This is a genomic window from Streptomyces sp. NBC_00224 (assembly GCF_041435195.1).
Classification (GTDB): domain Bacteria; phylum Actinomycetota; class Actinomycetes; order Streptomycetales; family Streptomycetaceae; genus Streptomyces.
The window spans coordinates 1909682-1929833 of sequence record NZ_CP108106.1 but is presented as its reverse complement, the minus strand read 5'-3'; the positions used below and the strand labels follow the sequence as shown (position 1 = coordinate 1929833).

13 protein-coding genes and 2 pseudogenes are annotated in these 20152 nt (G+C 72.1%); 7 read left to right on the top strand and 8 right to left on the bottom strand.

Annotation, left to right across the window (positions count from 1 at the left end):
* Positions 1-5: 5 nt before the first annotated feature.
* Positions 6-1244, bottom strand: coding sequence for a MurT ligase domain-containing protein (locus OG965_RS08555; RefSeq protein ID WP_371650807.1), 1239 nt, complete (start codon positions 1242-1244; stop codon positions 6-8).
* Between the two features lie 117 nt (positions 1245-1361).
* Here OG965_RS08555 and def point away from each other — a divergent pair, with 117 nt between their 5' ends.
* A complete protein-coding gene (gene def, locus OG965_RS08550) occupies positions 1362-1931 on the top strand; it encodes a peptide deformylase (protein ID WP_371650805.1) in 570 nt (189 codons plus the stop codon).
* Positions 1932-2173: 242 nt separating this feature from the next.
* Here the strand turns inward: def and OG965_RS08545 are convergent, their stop codons facing one another.
* Entirely contained in the window at positions 2174-2824 is a 651-nt protein-coding gene (locus tag OG965_RS08545; RefSeq protein WP_371650802.1) for a TetR family transcriptional regulator, read from the bottom strand.
* A 214-nt stretch (positions 2825-3038) separates the two neighbouring features.
* Between OG965_RS08545 and OG965_RS08540 the strand changes: the two genes are divergently transcribed.
* The gene (locus tag OG965_RS08540) at positions 3039-4268 is read left to right on the top strand and encodes an acyl-CoA dehydrogenase family protein (RefSeq protein ID WP_371650800.1); all 1230 of its coding nucleotides are present in this window, start codon (positions 3039-3041) and stop codon (positions 4266-4268) included.
* Positions 4269-4338: 70 nt separating this feature from the next.
* On the opposite strand, the gene OG965_RS08535 is transcribed toward OG965_RS08540, so the two are convergent.
* The 3 genes from OG965_RS08535 to OG965_RS08525 are packed head-to-tail and all read right to left on the bottom strand — an operon-like array spanning position 4339 to position 8279.
* Positions 4339-4827 (bottom strand): glutathione peroxidase, encoded by a 489-nt coding sequence (locus tag OG965_RS08535; protein ID WP_371650798.1) that lies wholly within the window; start codon positions 4825-4827, stop codon positions 4339-4341.
* A 31-nt stretch (positions 4828-4858) separates the two neighbouring features.
* Positions 4859-5737, bottom strand: coding sequence for an acyl-CoA thioesterase (locus OG965_RS08530; protein ID WP_371650795.1), 879 nt, complete (start codon positions 5735-5737; stop codon positions 4859-4861).
* Between the two features lie 28 nt (positions 5738-5765).
* The gene (locus OG965_RS08525) at positions 5766-8279 is read right to left on the bottom strand and encodes a DEAD/DEAH box helicase (protein WP_371650793.1); all 2514 of its coding nucleotides are present in this window, start codon (positions 8277-8279) and stop codon (positions 5766-5768) included.
* A gap of 123 nt (positions 8280-8402) precedes the next feature.
* Between OG965_RS08525 and OG965_RS08520 the strand changes: the two genes are divergently transcribed.
* The 4 genes and pseudogenes from OG965_RS08520 to OG965_RS08505 form a co-directional block, all read left to right on the top strand.
* Complete coding sequence (locus OG965_RS08520) at positions 8403-9194, top strand: metal-dependent hydrolase (RefSeq protein ID WP_371650791.1); 792 nt, start codon at positions 8403-8405, stop codon at positions 9192-9194.
* Between the two features lie 143 nt (positions 9195-9337).
* Positions 9338-9667 (top strand): CU044_2847 family protein, encoded by a 330-nt coding sequence (locus OG965_RS08515; RefSeq protein WP_371650789.1) that lies wholly within the window; start codon positions 9338-9340, stop codon positions 9665-9667.
* Positions 9664-11439 (top strand): annotated as a pseudogene (locus tag OG965_RS08510) (AAA family ATPase); the annotation flags it as partial. The gene OG965_RS08515 and the pseudogene OG965_RS08510, both read left to right, overlap by 4 nt.
* 177 nt (positions 11440-11616) lie before the next feature.
* A pseudogene (locus OG965_RS08505) lies at positions 11617-12966 on the top strand (hybrid sensor histidine kinase/response regulator); the annotation flags it as partial.
* 18 nt (positions 12967-12984) lie between these two features.
* On the opposite strand, the gene OG965_RS08500 reads toward OG965_RS08505, so the two are convergent.
* Both OG965_RS08500 and OG965_RS08495 read right to left on the bottom strand, forming a co-directional pair.
* The gene (locus OG965_RS08500; RefSeq protein WP_371650787.1) at positions 12985-14766 is read right to left on the bottom strand and encodes an ABC transporter ATP-binding protein; all 1782 of its coding nucleotides are present in this window, start codon (positions 14764-14766) and stop codon (positions 12985-12987) included.
* On the bottom strand, positions 14763-16607 hold the full coding sequence (locus OG965_RS08495) for an ABC transporter transmembrane domain-containing protein (RefSeq protein WP_371650785.1): 1845 nt from the start codon (positions 16605-16607) through the stop codon (positions 14763-14765). Before OG965_RS08495 ends, OG965_RS08500 begins: the two co-directional genes overlap by 4 nt.
* Positions 16608-16765: 158 nt before the next feature.
* Here OG965_RS08495 and OG965_RS08490 point away from each other — a divergent pair, with 158 nt between their 5' ends.
* Positions 16766-18412: a peptide-N4-asparagine amidase gene (locus tag OG965_RS08490; RefSeq protein WP_371650783.1), complete on the top strand. Its 1647-nt coding sequence runs from the start codon at positions 16766-16768 to the stop codon at positions 18410-18412.
* Positions 18413-18461: 49 nt separating this feature from the next.
* Here OG965_RS08490 and OG965_RS08485 read toward each other — a convergent pair whose 3' ends face one another.
* Positions 18462-19904, bottom strand: coding sequence for a Gfo/Idh/MocA family protein (locus OG965_RS08485; RefSeq protein WP_371650781.1), 1443 nt, complete (start codon positions 19902-19904; stop codon positions 18462-18464).
* Between the last annotated feature and the right edge of the window lie 248 nt (positions 19905-20152).

Below are 20152 nucleotides of genomic sequence, written 5' to 3'. Positions count from 1 at the left end.
GGGTCTCAGTTGCCGACCGTGCGGCGCACGTCCTGGAAGGCGGTGTAGTTGGCGATCAGCTCGATCTGGCCGGGCGGCGCGAGCTGTACGCACTCCGCCAGGCTCTCGCAGACCCGGAAGTCCAGGTTCGCGACCTCCAGGCGGACCGCCAGGTCCAGCTTGCGGTCGCCGATCACGAAGATCGGGTGACCGGCGAGCCGGGTGTAGTCGACGTCCCACAGCCACGAGGTGTCCGTGCCGTCGGCGCCGCGGGCGTTGACGGCGAGGATCACCGGCGTGGGCGGCGGGTCGATGAGGGAAAACGTTTCGAGCCAGCCCGCCGGGTTCTTGGCGAGCAGCAGCCGCAGCTCGCGTCCCTGGAAGGAGACCACGTCGTAGCGCCCCGCGACCGCCTGCACCTGGTACATCCGCTCCAGGGCGACCTGCGGCGGCACCCCGAAGACCGCGGCGACCGCGGCGGAGGTGGCGGCGTTGGCCTTGTTGGCGCGGCCGGGCAGCTGGAGGTGGATCGGCCAGGCCGAACCGTGCGGGTCCAGGACGTAGTCGCCGCTGAGCACCCAGCTCGGGGCGGGGCGGCGGAAGCCGCACTCACCGCAGAACCAGTCGTCGCCCGGGCGCTGCATCACACCGCCGCAGGCGGGGCACGACCAGGCGTCGTCCTTCCACTCCTGGCCCGCCGCCACCCACACCACGTTGGGGGAGGAGGAGGCGGCCCACACGACCAGCGGGTCGTCGGCGTTGGCGATCACCACGGCCTTGGTGCCCTGAAGCCCCTCGCGCCACTTCTCGGCGAGCATCCGGGTCTCGGCGGCCCGGTCGAGCTGGTCGCGGCTCAGGTTGAGCAGTGCGATCGCCTTGGGCGTCACATCGCGCGCGACACCGGAGAGGTACTTCTCGTCCACCTCGATCACGCCGAAGCGGGCGTCCGAGCCGCCCGCCAGCGCCGAGGTGATGCCCGCGGGCATGTTGGCGCCCAGCGCGTTGGACACCACCGGGCCACTGGCCCGCAGCGCCTCGGCGATGAGCCGGGTCGTCGTCGTCTTGCCGTTCGTCGCCGAGACCAGGACCACGTCCAGGTGGGTCGCCAGCCGCCCCAGCAGATCGGGGTCCAGCTTGAGCGCCACCCGGCCGCCGATCACCGATCCACTGCCCCGCCCCGCTGCGCGCGACACCGCCGCAGCGGCCTTGCCCGCCGTCACGGCGAGCTTGGCCCGCGGTGACAGCGGCTCCGCGTTGCCTGCCATCGTCCTTGATCCTCCTTGCGCCTGGGTCGGACCTCAGCCTATCGAGATCCGGACAGCGGCCCGAACCGCGCCACCACCGGCGCGGCCACGGACCCCCTGGACCGTACGCTTACGGCCATGCGTCACCGTCCCATTCCCGGCAGTTCCGGCTCCGTACGAGAGATGTCTCTCCTCGGCGACCCGGCCCTGCATGCCCCCTGTGAGCCCGTCACCGACTTCGGTCCGTCCCTCGGCCGGCTGGTCGAGGACCTCTTCGCGACGATGTACGCGGCGCGGGGGGTGGGGCTCGCGGCCAATCAGATCGGCGTGGGGCTGCGGGTGTTCGTCTACGACTGCCCCGACGACGAGGACGTCCGCCACCTCGGACACCTCGTCAACCCCCGTCTGGTGTCGGCCGAAGGCCTGCTGCTCCGCGGCCCCGAGGGCTGTCTGTCCCTGCCGGGTCTGGAGGCGGGGACGGAGCGGTACGACGAGGCGGTGGTGGAGGGCCTGACGGTGTCGGGCGCGGTGGTGCGGGTGTCCGGCACGGGGTTCTTCGCGCGGTGCCTCCAGCACGAGATGGACCACCTGGAGGGGGTGGTGTATCCGGATCGCTTGACGGGGTGGCGGAAGGCGCGGCTGGGGAGGGCGGTGCGGCGAGCGCCGTGGGGTGGGCGGGGGGATTGCCCCACCCCGCCCCTTCCCTAAACCCTCCGGGGGTGGGTGGGGGTGGAGGTGGTTTCGGGGGGGCGTTGCCCCCGGACCCCCGTTGCGGGGGCTGCGCCCCCTGCACCCCGCTTCGGGGCTCCGCCCCGGACCCCGCTCCTCAAACGCCGGAGGGGCTGAATGTGCCCGGGCCCCGCTCCTCGCACGCCGGAGGGGCTGGAGTTACCTAAGGGGCGCGGGGAACTGCGCGACCAGCCCCCACCGGCCCGCAGACGAAACCGGTGTCAGAACCCCGGCCCGCCCACCCGGTCCGCCGCCGCTGCCAGGCGGCCCCACAGCAGGTCCGCCAGGCCGCGTACCAACTCCGTGCGGGAGCAGGGGCGTTCGCCCAGCCACCAGTCGCCCGCCGCGTGCATCATGCCGACGATCCCGTGGCCCCACACCCGCGCCAGCGCCTCGCTCCCGGGCCCCAGGTCGATCCGCTCGGCGATCACGATGCCCAGCTCCTCGCCCATCCGCCGCAGCAGCGGCGCGGAGTGGCGGCCCACGTCGAACCCGGCGTGCTCGCCGCCGCTGGTCTCCTCCGCGGGGTGCATCAGGAAGCGGTACACCTGGGGCCGCGCCTCGATCGCCACGAGGTACGTCTCCAGCGTGGCCTCGACGCGCTCGCGGCGCTCCGCGGGAGCGTCCAGCGCCGCCCGCAGCGCGGCGAGCAGCGCGTCCGTGTGGCGCTGCGCCAGCGCCCGGTACAGCCCGCCCTTGTCCCCGAAGTGCCGGTACAGGATCGGCTTGGTGATCCCGGCCTCGGCGGCGATCGCGTTCATCGATGCCTTGGGGCCGTCCCGGAGCACCACCCGGTCCGCCGCCTCCAGCAGTTCCCGCCGACGGCTCTCGGCCGACGTCCGCTGCTGCTCGGCCTGGTGTGTGGTCTCCATGGCTTCGTCTCCCCGCCCGTACTCGTACAGCGTCTTACGTGTTACGCGGTTCCGCCGACGTGTTCCGCCATCCGGAATGCCTGCGCAACGTAACACTCCGGCCAGGTCCCGCGCTGATCGGCCGCTGGTCGGTTGACAGGCTCTACCGGCCAGTAACATACTGCCGTTACCGCAAGTAACGCTTGTCTGTGGCACGGGAAGTGGTGGAGGGGACATGGCCGAGTTCACGATGGAACTCAATGACGACCAGAAGCAGGTCAGGGACTGGTTGCACGGCTTTGCGAAGGACGTCATCAGGCCCGCCGCCGCGGAGTGGGACGAGCGCGAGGAGACCCCCTGGCCGGTGATCCAGGAAGCCGCCAAGGTCGGAATCTACTCCCTGGACTTCTACGCCCAACAGTTCTTCGACCCGACCGGTCTCGGCATCCCGGTCGCCATGGAGGAGCTGTTCTGGGGCGACGCGGGCATCGCCCTGTCGATCGTCGGGACCGGCCTCGCCGCCGTCGGCGTCCTCGCCAACGGCACCGAGGAGCAGATCGGCACCTGGATACCGCAGATGTACGGCGACGTGGACGACGTGAAGGTAGCCGCCTTCTGCTCCTCCGAGCCGGACGCGGGCTCCGACGTCGCCTCCATGCGGACCAGGGCCGTGTACGACGAGGCCAAGGACGAGTGGGTCCTCAACGGCACCAAGACCTGGGCCACCAACGGCGGCATCGCCAATGTGCACGTCGTCGTCGCGGTCGTCGACCCGGAGCTCGGCTCCAAGGGGCATGCCTCCTTCATCGTGCCGCCCGGCACCCCCGGCCTGTCCCAGGGCCAGAAGTTCAAGAAGCACGGCATCCGCGCCTCGCACACCGCCGAGGTCGTGCTCGAAGACGTCCGCGTGCCCGGGCACTGCCTGCTCGGCGGCAAGGAGAAGCTCGACGAGCGGCTCGCCCGGGCCCACGAGAAGGCGAGGGCGGGCGGCGGTGAGCGCGTGAAGAACGCCGCCATGGCCACCTTCGAGGCCTCCCGCCCGGCCGTCGGCGCCATGGCGGTCGGCACGGCCCGCGCCGCTTACGACTACGCACTCGAATACGCCAAGGGCCGCGAGCAGTTCGGCCGCCCGATCATCGACAACCAGGGCGTCGCTTTCCAGCTCGCCGACATGCGTACGCAGATCGACGCGGCCCGGCTGCTGGTGTGGCGCGCCTCCTGGATGGCCACGGCGGGCCGGCCCTTCACCTCCGCCGAGGGCTCGATGTCCAAGCTGTTCGCGAGCGAGACCGCGAAGAAGGTCACCGGGCAGGCGATCCAGATCCTCGGCGGCAACGGCTACACCCGCGAGTACCCGGTGGAGCGCATGCACCGCGATGCGGCCATCTACACGATCTTCGAGGGGACCAGCGAGATCCAGCGCCTGGTGATCGCCCGCACGCTCTCGGGCATGCCGATCCGTTAGCCTCCACCGGCCAGGAGACCGGCTCCGTTCCCGTGTGGCGGGAACGGAGCCGCGCTGTCTCTCCGGTGGATCAGACCGACAACTGCGCCTCGATCGCCGCGACGACCTCCGGGGCCTCCGGCTCGGTGCGCGGACGGATCCGGGCGACCACCTCGCCGGTGGGGGAGATCAGGAACTTCTCGAAGTTCCACTGCACGTCGCCGGCCTCGCCGTCCGTGTCCGCGACCTCCGTGAGGCGCTCGTACAGCGGGTGGCGGCCGTCGCCGTTGACGTCCGTCTTCTCCAGGAGCGGGAACGTTACTCCGTACGTCGCCGAGCAGAACGTCCCGATCTCCTCGGCGCTGCCGGGCTCCTGGCCGCCGAACTGGTTGCAGGGCACGCCGAGCACGCTGAAGCCGCGCTCGCCGTACTGTGCCTGAAGGCGCTCCAGACCGGCGTACTGCGGGGTCAGACCGCACTGGGACGCCACGTTCACGACCAGCACCGCCTTGCCCTTGTAGTCGGCCAGCGAAGTGGGCTCGCCGGACAGCGTGCGCAGCGGGATGTCGTACAGGCTCATCAACAGACTCCTCGTAACAGGGATTGACCGGTCAGTCGCGGGCCGGCAGCGGGCGGAACAGGCCCTCCTGGACCACGGACACCAGCAGCCGGCCCTCGCGGTCGTAGATGCGGCCGCGGGCCAGGCCCCGGCCGCCGGTCGCGATGGGGGACTCCTGGTCGTACAGGAACCACTCGTCGGTCCGGAACGGCCGGTGGAACCACATCGCGTGGTCGAGCGAGGCCATGTCGAAGCCCCGGGGACCCCACAGCGGCTCCACCGGGATGCGGACCGCGTCGAGCAGCGTCATGTCGGACGCGTACGTCAGCGCGCAGGTGTGCACCAGCGGGTCGTCGCCCAGCGGGCCGACCGCGCGCATCCACACCGCGCTGCGCGGGTCCGCGTCCTTGATCTCGTCCGGCGTCCAGCGCAGCCGGTCCACGTACCGGATGTCGAAGGGCTGGCGGCGCGCCATCCGCTCCAGGGCCTCCGGCAGGGTGCCCAGGTGCTCGCGGATCTCGTCCGCGACCGTCGGCAGCGACTCCGGCTCCGGGAAGTCCAGGCGCGGCGGCAGCTGGTGCTCGATGCTGCCCGGCTCCGGCTGGTGGAAGGACGCCGTCAGATTGAAGATCGTGCGGCCCTGCTGGACCGCGGTGACCCGGCGGGTGGTGAACGACCGGCCGTCCCGCACCCGCTCGACCTGGTAGACGATCGGGACGCCGGGGCGGCCCGGGCGCAGGAAGTAGGCGTGCAGCGAGTGCACCGGGCGCTCACCGTCCGTGGTGCGCCCGGCCGCCACCAGCGCCTGGCCGGCCACCTGGCCGCCGAAGACGCGCTGGAGGGACTCCTGCGGGCTGCGGCCGCGGAAGATGTCCACCTCGATCTGCTCCAGGTCGAGCAGATCGACGAGTCTTTCGGCGGGGTTGGTCATGTCGTCGCGGTCCTCTCGGGGGCGGGGGTCAGAGCTCGCCGACGTCGGTGACGCGCACCACCGCGCGACCCTCTTCGTCGGAGGCCGCCAGATCGACCTCCGCGCTGATGCCCCAGCCATGGTCGCCGTTCGGGTCGGCGAAGGTCTGCCGGACGCGCCACAGGCCGTGCGCCGGGTCCTCCTCGATTTGCAGCAGCTTGGGTCCGCGCGCGTCCGGGCCGGTGCCCAGGTCCTCGTACTCGTCCCAGTACTTGTCCATCGCCTCGCCCCAGGCGTCCGCGTCCCAGCCCGACTCGGCGTCCATCGTGCCCAGCTCGGCCATGTTGTCGAGCGCGGCCAGCTCCACCCGGCGGAACATCGCGTTGCGGACCAGCACGCGGAAGGCGCGGGCGTTCGCGGTGACCGGCTTGACCTCGTCGGCCTTCTCCTGGGCCTGCTCGGCGGTCTCGATCTCCGGGTTGGCGAGCTGCTCCCACTCGTCGAGCAGGCTGGAGTCGACCTGGCGGACCATCTCGCCGAGCCAGGCGATCAGGTCCTGAAGGTCCTCGGTCTTGAGGTCGTCCGGGATGGTGTGGTCGAGCGCCTTGTACGCGCCCGCCAGATAGCGCAGGACGATGCCCTCGGTGCGCGCCAGCTCGTACCAGGAGGTGAACTCCGTGAAGGTGAGCGCCCGTTCGTACATGTCACGGATGACGGACTTCGGCGAGACCGGGTGGTCGCCCACCCACGGGTGCGACTTCTTGTAGACGTTGTACGCGTGCCAGAGGAGCTCTTCCAGCGGCTTCGGGTACGAGATGTCCTGGAGCCGCTCCATGCGCTCCTCGTACTCGACGCCGTCCGCCTTCATCTGGCCGACGGCCTCGCCGCGCGCCTTGTTCTGCATGGCGGCGAGGATCTGGCGCGGGTCGTCGAGCGTCGACTCGACGACCGAGACCATGTCCAGCGCGTACGAGGGCGACTCGGGGTCGAGCAGGTCGAAGGCCGCCAGGGCGAACGTGGACAGCGGCTGGTTGAGCGCGAAGTCCTGCTGGAGGTCGACGGTGAGCCGGATGGTGCGGCCCTCGGCGTCCGGGGTGTCCAGCTGCTCCACCACACCGCCGTCGAGCAGCGAGCGGTAGATGGCGATGGCGCGGCGGATGTGCCGCAGCTGCGCCTTGCGCGGCTCGTGGTTGTCCTCCAAGAGGTGGCGCATCGCCTCGAAGGCGTTGCCCGGCCGGGCGATCACCGAGAGCAGCATGATGTTGGTGACCCGGAAGCGCGAGGTCAGCGGCTCGGGGTCGGCGCCGATCAGCTTCTCGAAGGTGGAGTCCGACCAGGCGACGAAGCCCTCGGGGGCCTTCTTGCGGACCACCTTGCGGCGCTTCTTCGGGTCGTCGCCCGCCTTGGCGAGCGCCTTCTCGTTCTCGATGACGTGCTCGGGCGCCTGGGCGACCACGAACCCGGCGGTGTCGAACCCGGCCCGCCCGGCCCGGCCCGCGATCTGGTGGAACTCGCGGGCGCGCAGGGTGCGCACCCGGGTGCCGTCGTACTTGGTGAGTGCGGTGAACAGGACCGTGCGGATGGGGACGTTGACGCCGACGCCGAGGGTGTCCGTACCGCAGATCACCTTCAACAGGCCCGCCTGCGCCAGCTTCTCCACCAGACGGCGGTACTTGGGCAGCATGCCCGCGTGGTGCACGCCGATGCCGTGGCGTACATAACGGGAGAGGTTCTGGCCGAACTTGGTGGTGAAGCGGAAGTTGCCGATCAGCTCCGCGATCGCGTCCTTCTCCTCGCGCGTACACATGTTGATCGACATGAGCGACTGTGCCCGCTCGACCGCCTGCGCCTGGGTGAAGTGGACGATGTAGACCGGCGACTGCCTGGTCTCCAGGAGCTCGGTCAGCGTCTCGGTGATCGGCGTGGTGACGTACTCGTACGAGAGCGGGACCGGGCGGGTCGCCGAGCGGACCACCGCGGTCTCCCGGCCGGTGCGCCGGGTCAGGTCCTTCTCGAACATCGACATGTCGCCGAGGGTGGCCGACATCAGGACGAACTGCGCCTGGGGCAGTTCCAGGATCGGGATCTGCCAGGCCCAGCCGCGGTCCGCCTCGGCGTAGAAGTGGAACTCGTCCATCACGACCTGGCCGATGTCGGCGTGCTTGCCGTCGCGCAGCGCGATGGAGGCGAGGACCTCGGAGGTGCAGCAGATGACGGGGGCGTCGGCGTTCACGGACGCGTCGCCGGTCAGCATGCCGACGTTCTCGGTGCCGAAGAGCTTGCAGAGGTCGAAGAACTTCTCCGAGACCAGCGCCTTGATCGGCGCGGTGTAGAACGTGACCTCGTCCCGGGCCAGCGCCGCGAAGTGCGCACCCGCCGCCACCAGGCTCTTTCCGGAGCCGGTCGGGGTGGAAAGGATCACGTTCGCCCCCGACACCACCTCGATCAGGGCCTCCTCCTGCGCCGGGTACAGGGAGATGCCCCGCTCCTCGGCCCAGGTGGAGAAGGCCTCGAAAAGGGCATCGGGGTCGGCACTCGGCGGCAGCTGATCGATAAGGGTCACGTCCCCATCTTGCCTGGCTTCACCCCATGAGAGGGAACCGGAGGACGGGCAAGAAGATCATGAGCGATAGGCTGCCTCGTCAACTGGGCCACGGGACAACAGGAAATGGGGCGGGGCACGGTCATGATGGGACCTGCGCACTCACTGTCAGGAGCGGCTGCCTGGCTGGGGGTGGGGGCCGCGACCGCTGCCGCGGGGCACGCCATGCCCTGGCCGGTGCTCGTCGTCGGCGCGCTGATCAGCGCCGGGGCGGCGCTCGCACCCGACCTCGACCACAAGTCCGCGACCATCTCGCGCGCCTTCGGACCGGTCTCCCGGGCCTTGTGCGGCATCGTCGACGAGCTCTCGCACGCCGTCTACAAGGCGACCAGGGGCCCCGGCGACCCGCGCCGCAACGGCGGCCACCGCACGCTGACCCACACCTGGCTGTGGGCCGTCCTGATCGGGGCGGGCGCCTCGGCCGCGGCCGTGTTCGGCGGCCGCTGGGCGGTGCTCGGCATCCTCTTCGTCCATGCGGTGCTCGCCGTCGAGGGCCTGCTGTGGCGGGCCGCGCGGATGTCCAGCGACGTCCTGGTGTGGCTGCTCGGCGCGGCCGGCGCCTGGATCATGGCCGGGGTCCTCGACAAGCCCGGCAACGGCTCGGACTGGCTCTTCGCCGGCTCCGGCCAGGAGTACCTGTGGCTGGGCCTGCCGATCGTGCTCGGCGCCCTGGTCCACGACATCGGGGACGCGCTGACCGTCTCCGGCTGCCCGATCCTGTGGCCGATCCCGCTCGGCCGCAAGCGCTGGTACCCGCTGGGCCCGCCGAAGGCGATGCGGTTCCGGGCCGGGAGCTGGGTCGAGCTGAAGGTGCTGATGCCCGTGTTCATGGTGCTCGGCGGGGTCGGGGCGGCGGGCGCGCTCAACTTCATCTGAGCCCGCGGCCCCGGGTGGGTTTCCGTGAACCGGCTGCGCCCGCGGCCCGCCGTGGCCGACGATGGGACCCGTCATCGCGGCGGCTCCGCGTTCCGGGCGGACGCGCCGCGCTCGTACGGCAGTGAGGGCGGCGGGGCGACCGCATGGTGCAGATTCTGACGATGCCGTTGGAGCACGGCAGCGATGTGCGGGCCGTGTTCGAGATCGGCGAGGACGAGACCGGCGGCGACCTGGAGCTGGCCGCGGGCGGCGCCGGCACGGTGGCCCGGGCCAGGGTGTCGCTCGCGGAGGCGATGGACCAGGTGCGGCCCGCGCTGTCCCGCGTCGTCGAGACGGTGCGCGGGCTCGGGCCCGACGAGGTCGAGATCGAGTTCGGCCTCAAGGCGGGTGGCGAGTCCGGCGTGATCATCGCCAAGGGGACGGCCGAGGTGAACTTCGCCGTCCGGCTCGTCTGGAACCGCGCCGGAGCATGACCGGGCGGGAGGGGTTCGTCGTCAGGATCCGGCACGCCACGGCCGAACCCCCGATGGCGGCCGGAGTCGGCTGTGTCGTGGGCGAGCGGCACATCGTGACCTGCGCCCATGTGATCAACGCGGCGCTCGGCCGGGACAAGGCCGACCGCGAGCGACCCCCGGACAGCGCCAGGATCCGCGTCGACTTCCCGCTCCTGGGGAACGCGGAGGGCGCGCCGCTGCGCGAGTGCCGCGTCGCCGCCTGGGACCCGCCCGCGGCGCCCGGGCTCGGCGGGCGCGACACGGCCGGTCTGGTCGTGGTGGGCGACACGCTGCCGGTCGGCGCCGGTCCCGCCCGGCTGGTCGCGGTGCCGGGCTGCGGGGCCGAGGACGTGCGGGCCGGGGTCTTCGGCTATCCGGCGAGCCGGTCCCGTACCGCCAACGGCGCCTGGTCGTCCTGTCGGCTGCGGGGCGCCGTCGGCGGGGGACTGGTCCAGCTCGACGCCGAGAGCGAGTCCGCGCTGCGCGCCCAGCCCGGTTTCAGCGGCGCCCCGGTGATCGTGGGGGACGCGTGGGGCGACGCGGTCGTCGGGCTGCTGGCGGTCGCCGGGCGGGAGGGCCGCACCGACGACGCGTACGCGGTGCCCATGACCGAGGTGTCGGCCGCCTGGCCCGAGGTCCTCGGCGGCAGCATGCTGCCGCCCTGCCCCTACCGGGGCCTGCGGTCCTTCACCGCCGCCGACGCCCGGGCCGGGCTCTTCGTCGGCCGCGAGCGGGAGATCGCCGGGCTGCGGGCGATGGTGAAGGACCGGCCGCTGGTCGTCGTCACCGGCCCGTCCGGGGTCGGCAAGTCCTCGCTGGTGGCTGCCGGGCTCGAACCCGGGCTGCGCGCGGACGGCTGGTCGGTGGCCACCTTCCGGCCGGGCGCCACGCCGTACGACACGCTGGCGCGGGCGCTGCTCGACCTGGAGTGCCCGGGCGGCGACCACTCGCTCGAACAGCTGGAGAACCGCTGCCGCGCCCTGCGCGAGGAGGGCTTCTGGCCGGTGGCGACCCGGGTGTCGGTGCTCTCGGGCCGCCGCCTCGCGCTCATCGGCGACCAGTTCGAGGAGGTGTTCAGCGCCGGTACGGAGGGGGCGGACCCGGTGCGCTTCCTCCGGCAGACCTTTCCGCCGCCCGAGACGGTGCAGAGCCCCGACGTACGCCTCATCTGCACCCTGCGCTCCGACTTCCTGCCCGATCTGCTGGAGCTGGCGGACATCGGCCCCCGTTTGCAGGACCGGCAGCTGAACGTGTCCCCGCTCGACGAGGCGGCGCTGACCCGGGTGATCGTCGAACCGGCCGCGCTCGCCGGGGTGACCTTCACCGAGGGGCTGGCCGAGGCCGTGGCGGCCGAGGCGAGCAAGGGGCCGGGCGGGCTGCCGCTCCTTGAGTTCGCCCTGACCGAACTCTGGCCGATGCAGCGCGAGCGCCGGATCAGCTTCGACAGCTATCACGGCCTCGGCGGCGTCTCCGGCGCCCTCAACCGCCATGCCGAGCAGGTCTACCGCTTCCTGACCCAGACCCTGGACGAGGCCCGGATCCGGCGCGTCCTGCTCTCCATGATCCGGGCCCGGGGCGGCGCGGCCAGCGCGGTACGGGTCGCGGCCCGGCGCGTCCACCTCGGCGCGGACTGGTACGTGGCCCAGCTGATGGCCGACCCCGAGCGGCGCCTGGTCGTCGTGGGCCCGGAGGGGCCCGGCACGGCGGAGATCGCCCACGAGGCGCTGATCCGGGGCTGGCAGCGGCTGGCCGGATGGGTGGACGAGGACGCCGACTTCCAGCAGTGGCTGGCGGTCGCGGAGGAGCGCGCGACCGAGGGCGACCTGATGTCGGCCCCTCGGGTCGCGGAGGCGCAGCGGTGGCTGGACGAGCGCCCTGACGACATTCCGCCCGAGGTGGGGGCGCTGATGCGCAGGAGCCTCGCGGTCCTGCGCGAACAGGAGCGCACCGAGCGGCAGATGCTGGCGCTCCAGGCCTCCAACGCGGAGCTGGAGGAGAAGGCCGAACTCCTCGCGCGCGCCAACCGGGACATCGAGGTGAAGAACCACGAGATCGAGGAGGCCCGCCAGATCCTGCAGGAGCGGGCGGAGTTGCTGGCGGTCTCGATGCGCTTCAAGTCCGAGTTCCTGGCGAACATGTCGCACGAGCTGCGCACCCCTTTGAACTCGATGCTGCTCCTCGCCAAGTTGCTCGCCGACAACGTCGAGGGCACCCTCTCGCAACGGCAGATCGAGTTCGCCGAGACGATCCACCGCGCGGGCTCCGACCTGCTCGAACTGATCAACGACATCCTGGACCTCACCCGGGTGGAGGCGGGCCGGATGGAGGTCGCGCCGGCCTGGATCGGGGTCGCCGCGCTGGTGGACCATGTGGAGGCGACGTTCCGCCCGCTGATGGCGGACAAGGGGATCGACTTCTCCGTGAGCCTGGCGCCCGGGGTGTCCACCGAGCTGTACACCGACGAGCAGCGGCTGCTCCAGGTGCTGCGCAATCTGCTTGCCAACGCGGTGAAGTTCACCGACGCCGACGGGGCCGTGGAGCTGCGGGTCGGCCAGCTCGGCCCCCGGATGGTGTTCTCGGTCTCCGACTCCGGGATCGGCATTCCCGCCGACAAGATCCAGGTGATCTTCGACGCGTTCCAGCAGGCCGACGGCACGACGAGCCGCAGATACGGCGGTACGGGGCTCGGTCTGTCCATCAGCCGGGAGATCGCCGGGCTGCTCGGCGGCGAGATCCGCTGCGAGAGCGAGGTCGGCCGGGGCTCGACGTTCACCCTCGACCTGCCCCGGGGGCCGGTGGCGGGGGAGCTGGACGACTTCGATCCGCTGCCGGAGGAGACGCCCGCCCTGCTTCCGTTGTTCACCGGCGGGTTCGAGGGCGAGCACGTCCTGGTCGTCGACGACGACGTACGCAATGTCTTCGCCCTCACCTCGGTCCTCGAACAGCACGGGCTGACCGTCTGGTACGCGGAGAGCGGCCAGGAGGCGATCGACATGCTCGAAGGCCGCCCCGGCGTCGACCTCGTCCTGATGGACGTGATGATGCCGGGGATGGACGGCAACGAGACGATGAGGCGGATCCGGCGGATTCCGGGCTACGAGGCGCTACCGGTCGTCGCGCTCACGGCCAAGGCGATGGCGGGCGACCGCGAGCGCAGCATCGAGGCGGGCGCCTCCGCGTATCTGACCAAGCCGGTCGACACCGACGCGCTGCTGATCGTGATCGAGAAGTGGCTGCCCCGAGGGGAGGCCGGTCCGGAGGCGGCGCCCCCGGACTGACCACCACCCGTCGAGGCCTCACCCGTGCCAGGACCGCCACAGCGCGGCGTACGCGCCGTCCGCCTCGACCAGGGCGTCATGGCTGCCCAGCTCGCTGATGCGGCCGTTCTCGACCACCGCGATCATGTCCGCGTCGTGCGCGGTGTGCAGCCGGTGGGCGATCGCCACGACCGTACGGCCGTCCAGCACCCGCGCCAGTGAGCGCTCCAGGTGCCGTGCGGCGCGCGGGTCGAGGAGCGAGGTCGCCTCGTCCAGGACCAGCGTGTGCGGGTCCGCGAGGACCAGGCGGGCCAGCGCGATCTGCTGGGCCTGGGCCGGGGTGAGGGAGAGCCCGCCGGAGCCGACCTCCGTGTCCAGGCCGTCGTCGAGCGCCCGCGCCCAGCCGTCGGCGTCGACCGCGCCCAGGGCCGCCCACAGCTCGGCGTCCCCGGCGCCCTGCCGGGCGAGCAGCAGGTTGTCCCGCAGCGAGCCCACGAACACGTGGTGCTCCTGGTTGACCAGCGCCACGTGCTCGCGCACCCGCTCGGCGGGCATCCGCGACAGCTCGGCCTCGCCGAGCGTGACGCTGCCCTCGCGCGGGGCGTAGATGCCCGCGAGCAGCCGCCCGAGCGTGGACTTGCCCGCGCCGGACGGCCCCACCAGCGCCAGCCGGGTGCCCGGCGCCACCGACAGCGAGACCTGGTGCAGTACGTCCACGCCCTCGCGGTAGCCGAAGCGCACCTCGTCCGCCTCGACGTCCCGGCCGTCCGGGCGCACCTCGGCGTCGCCCGCGTCCGGCTCGATGTCCCGGACGCCGACGAGCCTGGCCAGCGAGACCTGGGCGACCTGGAGCTCGTCGTACCAGCGCAGGATCAGACCGACCGGCTCGACCATCATCATCGCGAGCATCGCGCCCGTCGTCAGCTGCCCGACGGTGAGCCAGTCGTTCAGGACGAACGTTCCGCCGATCATCAGGACGGCCAGCAGGATGGTGGTGTGGGTGAGGTTGATGACGGGGAACAGGACCGACCGCAGCCACAGCGTGTACCGCTCCCAGGCCGTCCACTCGGTGATCCGCCGGTCGGAGAGCGCGATGCGGCGCTCGCCGAGGCGGTGCGCCTCGATGGTCCGGCCCGCGTCGACGGTCTCGGCGAGCACGGCGGCGACCGCCGCGTACCCGGCCGCCTCCGAGCGGTACGCCGAGGGCGCCCGCCTGAAGTACCAGCGGCACACCGCCACGAGCATGGGCAGCGCCACGAGCACCGCCAGGGCCAGCGGCGGCGCGGTGGCCGTGAGCGCGCCGATGAGCAGCAGCGCCCACACCACACCGATGGCCAGCTGCGGCACGGCCTCGCGCATCGCGTTGGCCAGCCGGTCGATGTCCGTGGTGATCCGGGAGAGCAGATCGCCCGTGCCCGCGCGCTCCAGGACGCCCGGCGGCAGCCCCACCGACCGCACCAGGAAGTCCTCGCGCAGATCGGCCAGCATCTCCTCGCCGAGCATCCCGCCGCGCAGCCGCACCAGCCGCACGAACACGGTCTGCACGATCAGCGCCCCCGCGAACAGCGCGGCCGTGCGCTCCAGATGGAGGTCCTGGACGTCGTTGGAGAGGTCCTCGACGATCCCGCCCAGCAGGTACGGGCCGACCATCGAGGAGATCACCGCGACCGCGTTGACCCCGATGAGCAGCGCGAACGCCTTGCGGTGGCGCCGCATCAGCTGACGTACGTACGCCCGGACGGTCGCCGGGGTGCCGACCGGCAGGGTGGTGGCCGACTGCGGGGCCGCCGGGTCGTACTCGGGTGCCGCCACGCCGATCATGCCGTCTCCTCCCATTTCTCCAGTGACTGTGTCTCTTCGGTCCGCGCCGACTCGTCGGTCTCGCGGGTGACCACCGCGCGGTAGCGGGCGTCGGTGCGCATCAGGTCGCGGTGCACCCCGACCGAGGCGACCTCGCCGTCGTGCACGAGGACGACCCGGTCCGCCAGGTCGAGCAGCAGCGGCGACGACGAGAACACGACCGTCGTACGGCCCGCGCGCAGCCGCTTGATGCCGCCCGCCACCCGTGACTCGGTGTGCGAGTCGACCGCCGAGGTCGGCTCGTCCAGGACGAGCACCTCCGGGTCGGTCACCAACGACCGTGCCAGGGCGAGGCGTTGGCGCTGGCCGCCGGAGAGCGACCGGCCGCGCTCGGTGATCCGGGTGCGCATCGGGTCGCCGTCGGTGTCCACCGACGCCTGGGCCAGCGCGTCCAGGACGTCGCCGCACTGCGCCGCCGCCAGCGCCTCGTCGGCCGCGACCTTCCCGGACGAGGGCACGTCCAGGAGCTCGTGGAGCGTGCCGGAGAGCAGTACCGGGTCCTTGTCCTGGACGAGGACGGCGGCCCGTGCCGCGTCCAGCGGGAGCCCGTCGAGCGCGACCCCGCCGAGCAGGGCGGACGCCAAGGCGTCGGCCTCGGTGGCGTGTCCGCCCAGGTGCTCGGCCAGCCGTCCGGCCGCGTCCGGGTCGCCGCACACCACGGCCGTGAACCGGCCCTCGGGCGCGAGCAGTCCGGTCGCCGGGTCGTACAGGTCGCCGGACAGCCCCTCGGCGGCGGGCCGGGAGGACCCGGCCGGCGCCGCCGCCGTCCGGGACGGCACCCCCGTGTCCGTCCCGGACGGGTCGGTGACCCTCCGCAGTGCCAGCACGCGGGCCGCGCGCTTGGCCGAGGGCCGCGAGAAGGAGTACGCCATGGCGATCTCCTCGAAGTGGCGCAGCGGGAACAGCATCAGCGTCACCGCGCTGTACACGGTGACCAGTTCACCGACCTGGATCCGGCCGTCGCGGGCCAGCGCCGCCCCGTACCAGACCACCGTGATCAGCAGGACGCCCGGCAGCAGCACCTGGACCGCCGAGATCAGCGACCACATGCGGGCGCTGCGCACGGCTGCCCTGCGGACCTCCTGGGAGGCCTCGCGGTAGCGGCCGAGGAAGAGCTCCTCGCCGCCGATGCCGCGCAGTACCCGCAGCCCGGCCACGGTGTCCGAGGCCAGCTCGGTCGCCCGGCCCGCCTTCTCGCGCTGGGTGTCGGCCCGCCGGGTGGCGGGCGGCAGCAACGGCAGGACGGCCAGGGCCATGACGGGCACTCCGGCGGCGACCACGACGCCGAGCGTCGGCTGGTACAGCACCAGGCCGACGCAGATGATCACCAGTGCGGTGGCTGCCGCCGCGAACCGCGACAGCGCCTCCACGAACCAGCCGATCTTCTCGACGTCGCCGGTGGAGACGGCGACGACCTCGCCCGCCGCGACCCGGCGCGTGAGCACCGAGCCGAGCTCGGCGGTCTTGCGCGCGAGCAGCTGCTGCACACGGGCCGCTGCCGTGATCCAGTTGGTCACCGCGGTGCGGTGCAGCATGGTGTCGCCGACGGCGATGGCCGCGCCCATCAGCGCGATGAGGCCGCCCGCGAGCGCGAGCCGCGTACCCGAGCGGTCGATCACGGCCTGTACGGCGATGCCCACGCCGAGCGGCAGCCCGGCGATGCCGCACTGGTGCAGCAGCCCCCAGGCCATCGATCTGAGCTGCCCGCCGAGCTGGCCCAGGCCCAGCCACAGCAGGAACCGGGGACCCGAGCGGACGTCCGGTTCGCCTGGATCCGTATAAGGAAGATCGCGAATCTGCATGACGTCCCAAGGATCGGAAAGAGTGGTTCAAACCGTGCAAGGTTGGCCTTCCGGGAGGCCCCGGGGCAATTGATTTTCCCGCCCGGGCGGCCGGAACGCGCCAAGACCGGCGGCCGGCCCCTGGCGCGCGGCGCCCACTCACGCTTCACTCCTGACGCATGAGACCACAGAGGATCATGTCCATGATCGGCGCGGTGGTGCTCGCGGCCGGAGCGCTGCTAGGCGCGGGCCCGGCCGCGGCGGCCGCACAGCCGGCCGAGCCCCCCGCCGAGTTCGGCACCGACTGGCACGACCCGGTCACCGCCGCGCCGCCGGTCGCCGTCCCGCACACCCGTAGCTGCCAAGTCACCCTGGCGCAGGCGCAGTTCCGCGACTTCACGCCGTACAAGGGGAGTTACGCGCCGCCCAAGGGATGCGGCGACCGGTGGAGCAAGGTGGTGCTGCGGCTCGACGGCAACGTCAAGGGGAGGCAGTACGACCGCCTCGGCTATCTCCACGTCGGCGGCGTCGAGGTGCTGCGCACGTCCACCCCCGAGCCCTCGCCGGACGGCATCGCCTGGAACGTCGAGAAGGACGTCACCCGCTACAGCGACACCTTCCGCTCCGCGCAGCCCGTCGAGATGCTGATCGGCAATGTTGTCGACGAGACGTACACCGGCGTGATCGACGTCAAGGTCACGCTGACCTTCTATTCCCCCTACGCCCAGGGGGCGTGGGAGGTGCCCCCAGCCGAGGGCCGTGTGAAGCCCGCCGCCGCGCCGGACAGGGTGCTGCCGCTCGACGGCACCGCGCTGACGGCGCCGCGCAACTCCGAGCGGATCGTCGCCGAGGTGTACGCGACCGGCTCGGGCGGCGGCTGCGAGGAGTTCTGGTACCTCGCGGTGCCGGACCCCGCGCCCTACTCCTGCAAGGCGGCCGCGGGGCCCAACCGCGAGGTGCGGATCAAGGTCGACGGCCAACTCGCCGGAATCGCCTCGCCGTTCCCGAACGTGTGGACCGGCGGCTGGTCCAACCCCTTCCTCTGGTACGTCGTCCCGGCGCCCCACGCCTTCGACGTACGGCCGATCGAGTACGACCTGACGCCGTACGCGGCGCTGCTCAACGACGGCCGCGCGCACCGCGTGGAGGTGTCCGTCGCCGGGGTCCCCGAGGGGCAGTCCGGCTGGTCGACGCCGGTCAACGTGCTGATCTGGCAGGACCGGGGCAGCGAGGTCGTCACCGGGGCGCTCACCCGCCACGAGGAGAGCGCGCCGACCGACTCCACGACCTACACGCCCGGAACCGAGCTGCGCCTCGACGCGAAGGCGGGCCACCGGCTGACCACGGCGGGCTATCTCGACACCTCGCACGGCCGGGTCACCACCACGGTCGCCCGCGGTGTCGCCGCCGACACGGTCCACCGCTGGACCGAGGGCGAGAACACCGACTCCCTGAAGGGGAGTTGGACCGACGACAGCGCGGTCACCACGGACGGGCGCGGCCCGGCCGTCACCGCGCGCGTGCACCGTACGTACACGATGGACGGCACCATCACCATCGGCGCGGACGACCGGCTGCGGACCGTGATCACCCTCGGGGACCTCGCGGACACCGCCACCCTGCGCGGCGGCCGGGCCACCTCGTGGTCGCACCTGGACGACACCTACCGGGGCGACGCCTCCTGGACCCTGAACGTCCCGCGCGACCAGCGGCACGCGAGCGGCACCTCCGCCGAGCGCTACCGCCTGACCGGCTCCGACGGCTGCTACGACCGCAGCCTCAAGACCGCCCAGGGCACCCTCACCGAGGACCTGCGGCGCTGCTGACGGGGCGGTGCGGGGCCCGTGCTCGCCGCCAAGCACGGGCCCCGCGGACTCAGGCCTCCGCCGGCTTCTCGGAGTCCATTCCGGGGCGGGGCCTGTGCCACTCGCCGCGGGTGAAGTCGGGGATCTGCTGGGGCGCGCCCTTCGCCTTGAGCGAGAGGTGGCTCAGTGGCACCGGCGCCGACCAGGCGGCCGCGTCGTACACGTCGAAGTCCGGGACGAGCCCGAGGCGCATGCACTGCATCACCCGGAACACCAGCATGTAGTCCATGCCGCCGTGCCCGCCGGGCGGGTTGGCGTGCTCCTTCCAGAGCCAGTGGTCCCAGTCGGTGTACTTCGAGAAGTCGCCCCAGTTGTCGTCGTGCTGGTCGGGCTCGATGTAGATCCGCTCCGGGTAGTCCTCGAAGACGCCCTTGGTGCCGCCGAGGCTGTTGATCCGGCTGTAGGGGTGCGGCGTCGACACATCGTGTTCGAGGCGGATCACCCGGCCCTTGGCCGTCTGCACCAGACTGATCGTCCGGTCGCTCTCGATGTACGACTCCTTGAAGCTGGGGTCGCCCGGGGGCATATGGGCCTCGCGGTACTCGGCCAGGCCGAGCGCGGGCGTGCCGACGCTGACGATGGACACCACTCTGTCGCCGCGGTTGACGTCCATGTAGTTGGCGACCGGGCCGAAGCCGTGGGTGGGGTAGAGGTCGCCGCGCAGCCGGGTGTGCCACAGACGGCGCCAGGGCCCCTCGTAGTACTTCGGGTCGAACATCAGGCCGCGCAGATCGTGGATGTACGCGCCCGCGCCGTGCAGCAGCTCGCCGAACTTGCCCGCGTGCGCCATCCGCAGCACCCGCATCTCGTTCCTGCCGTAACAGCAGTTCTCCAGCTGCATGCAGTGGCGTCTGGTGCGCTCGGAGAGGTCGACCAGCTCCCACAGCTGGTCCAGGCGCATCGAGGCCGGACACTCCACGCCCGCGTGCACCCCGTTGAGCAGGGCGGCCTTGGTGATGTCGAAGTGGGTGTCCCAGGGCGTGGCGATGTGCACGAAGTCGATGTCGTCGCGCTTGAGGAGCTGTTCGTAGTCGTGGTCGCCGTTGTGGTAGACGGTGGGCGCGGGCTGGCCCGCCGCGGTCACCTTGGCGGCGGCGCTCTCCGTCTTGGCCTTCACCGGGTCGCAGAGCGCCACCACCCGCACCCCGGGGACGGCGAGATACAGGTCGATCATGCTTCCGCCGCGGTTGCCGAGGCCGATCAGGCCCACCCGCACCGTGGAGCGCCGCTGGAACGGCACCCCGATCATGGTCCGGCCCTGGCGCTTCGGCGCGGGCGCCTCCTGGGCCCCGGCCGCGGTCCGCGCCGTCTGCCCGGTCTGCCCGGTCTGCTCGGCGGCGGAGGCGCTGCCCGTGGCCAGGCCGCCGACGCCGATCCCGGCGCCTGCGGCACCCGCGGCCCCCAGGACGGAACGTCGGCTGATGTCGTGGTTCTGCGGAGCTGCGTCGTTCATCGAGTCTCCTGAAAAGAGAGGGAGCTGATTTCTGCGCGGCGTTGGACGAACCTCGGTAAGGACCATGGTTGTTGGGGCTGCTGCCGCGCAAGGGGGCCTGTCGACGCTCGGGGCCGCCCCGGGAAGGTACACCGCTGCACCACGTCACGGTACGTCCGGATACGCCCGGGTCGTGGGAGGCGCGGGGAAAGGGCGCGGACGGGTCGGTGACGGCCCGTCAGTCCTGTTGGCCCGCGCGCGACAAGGGT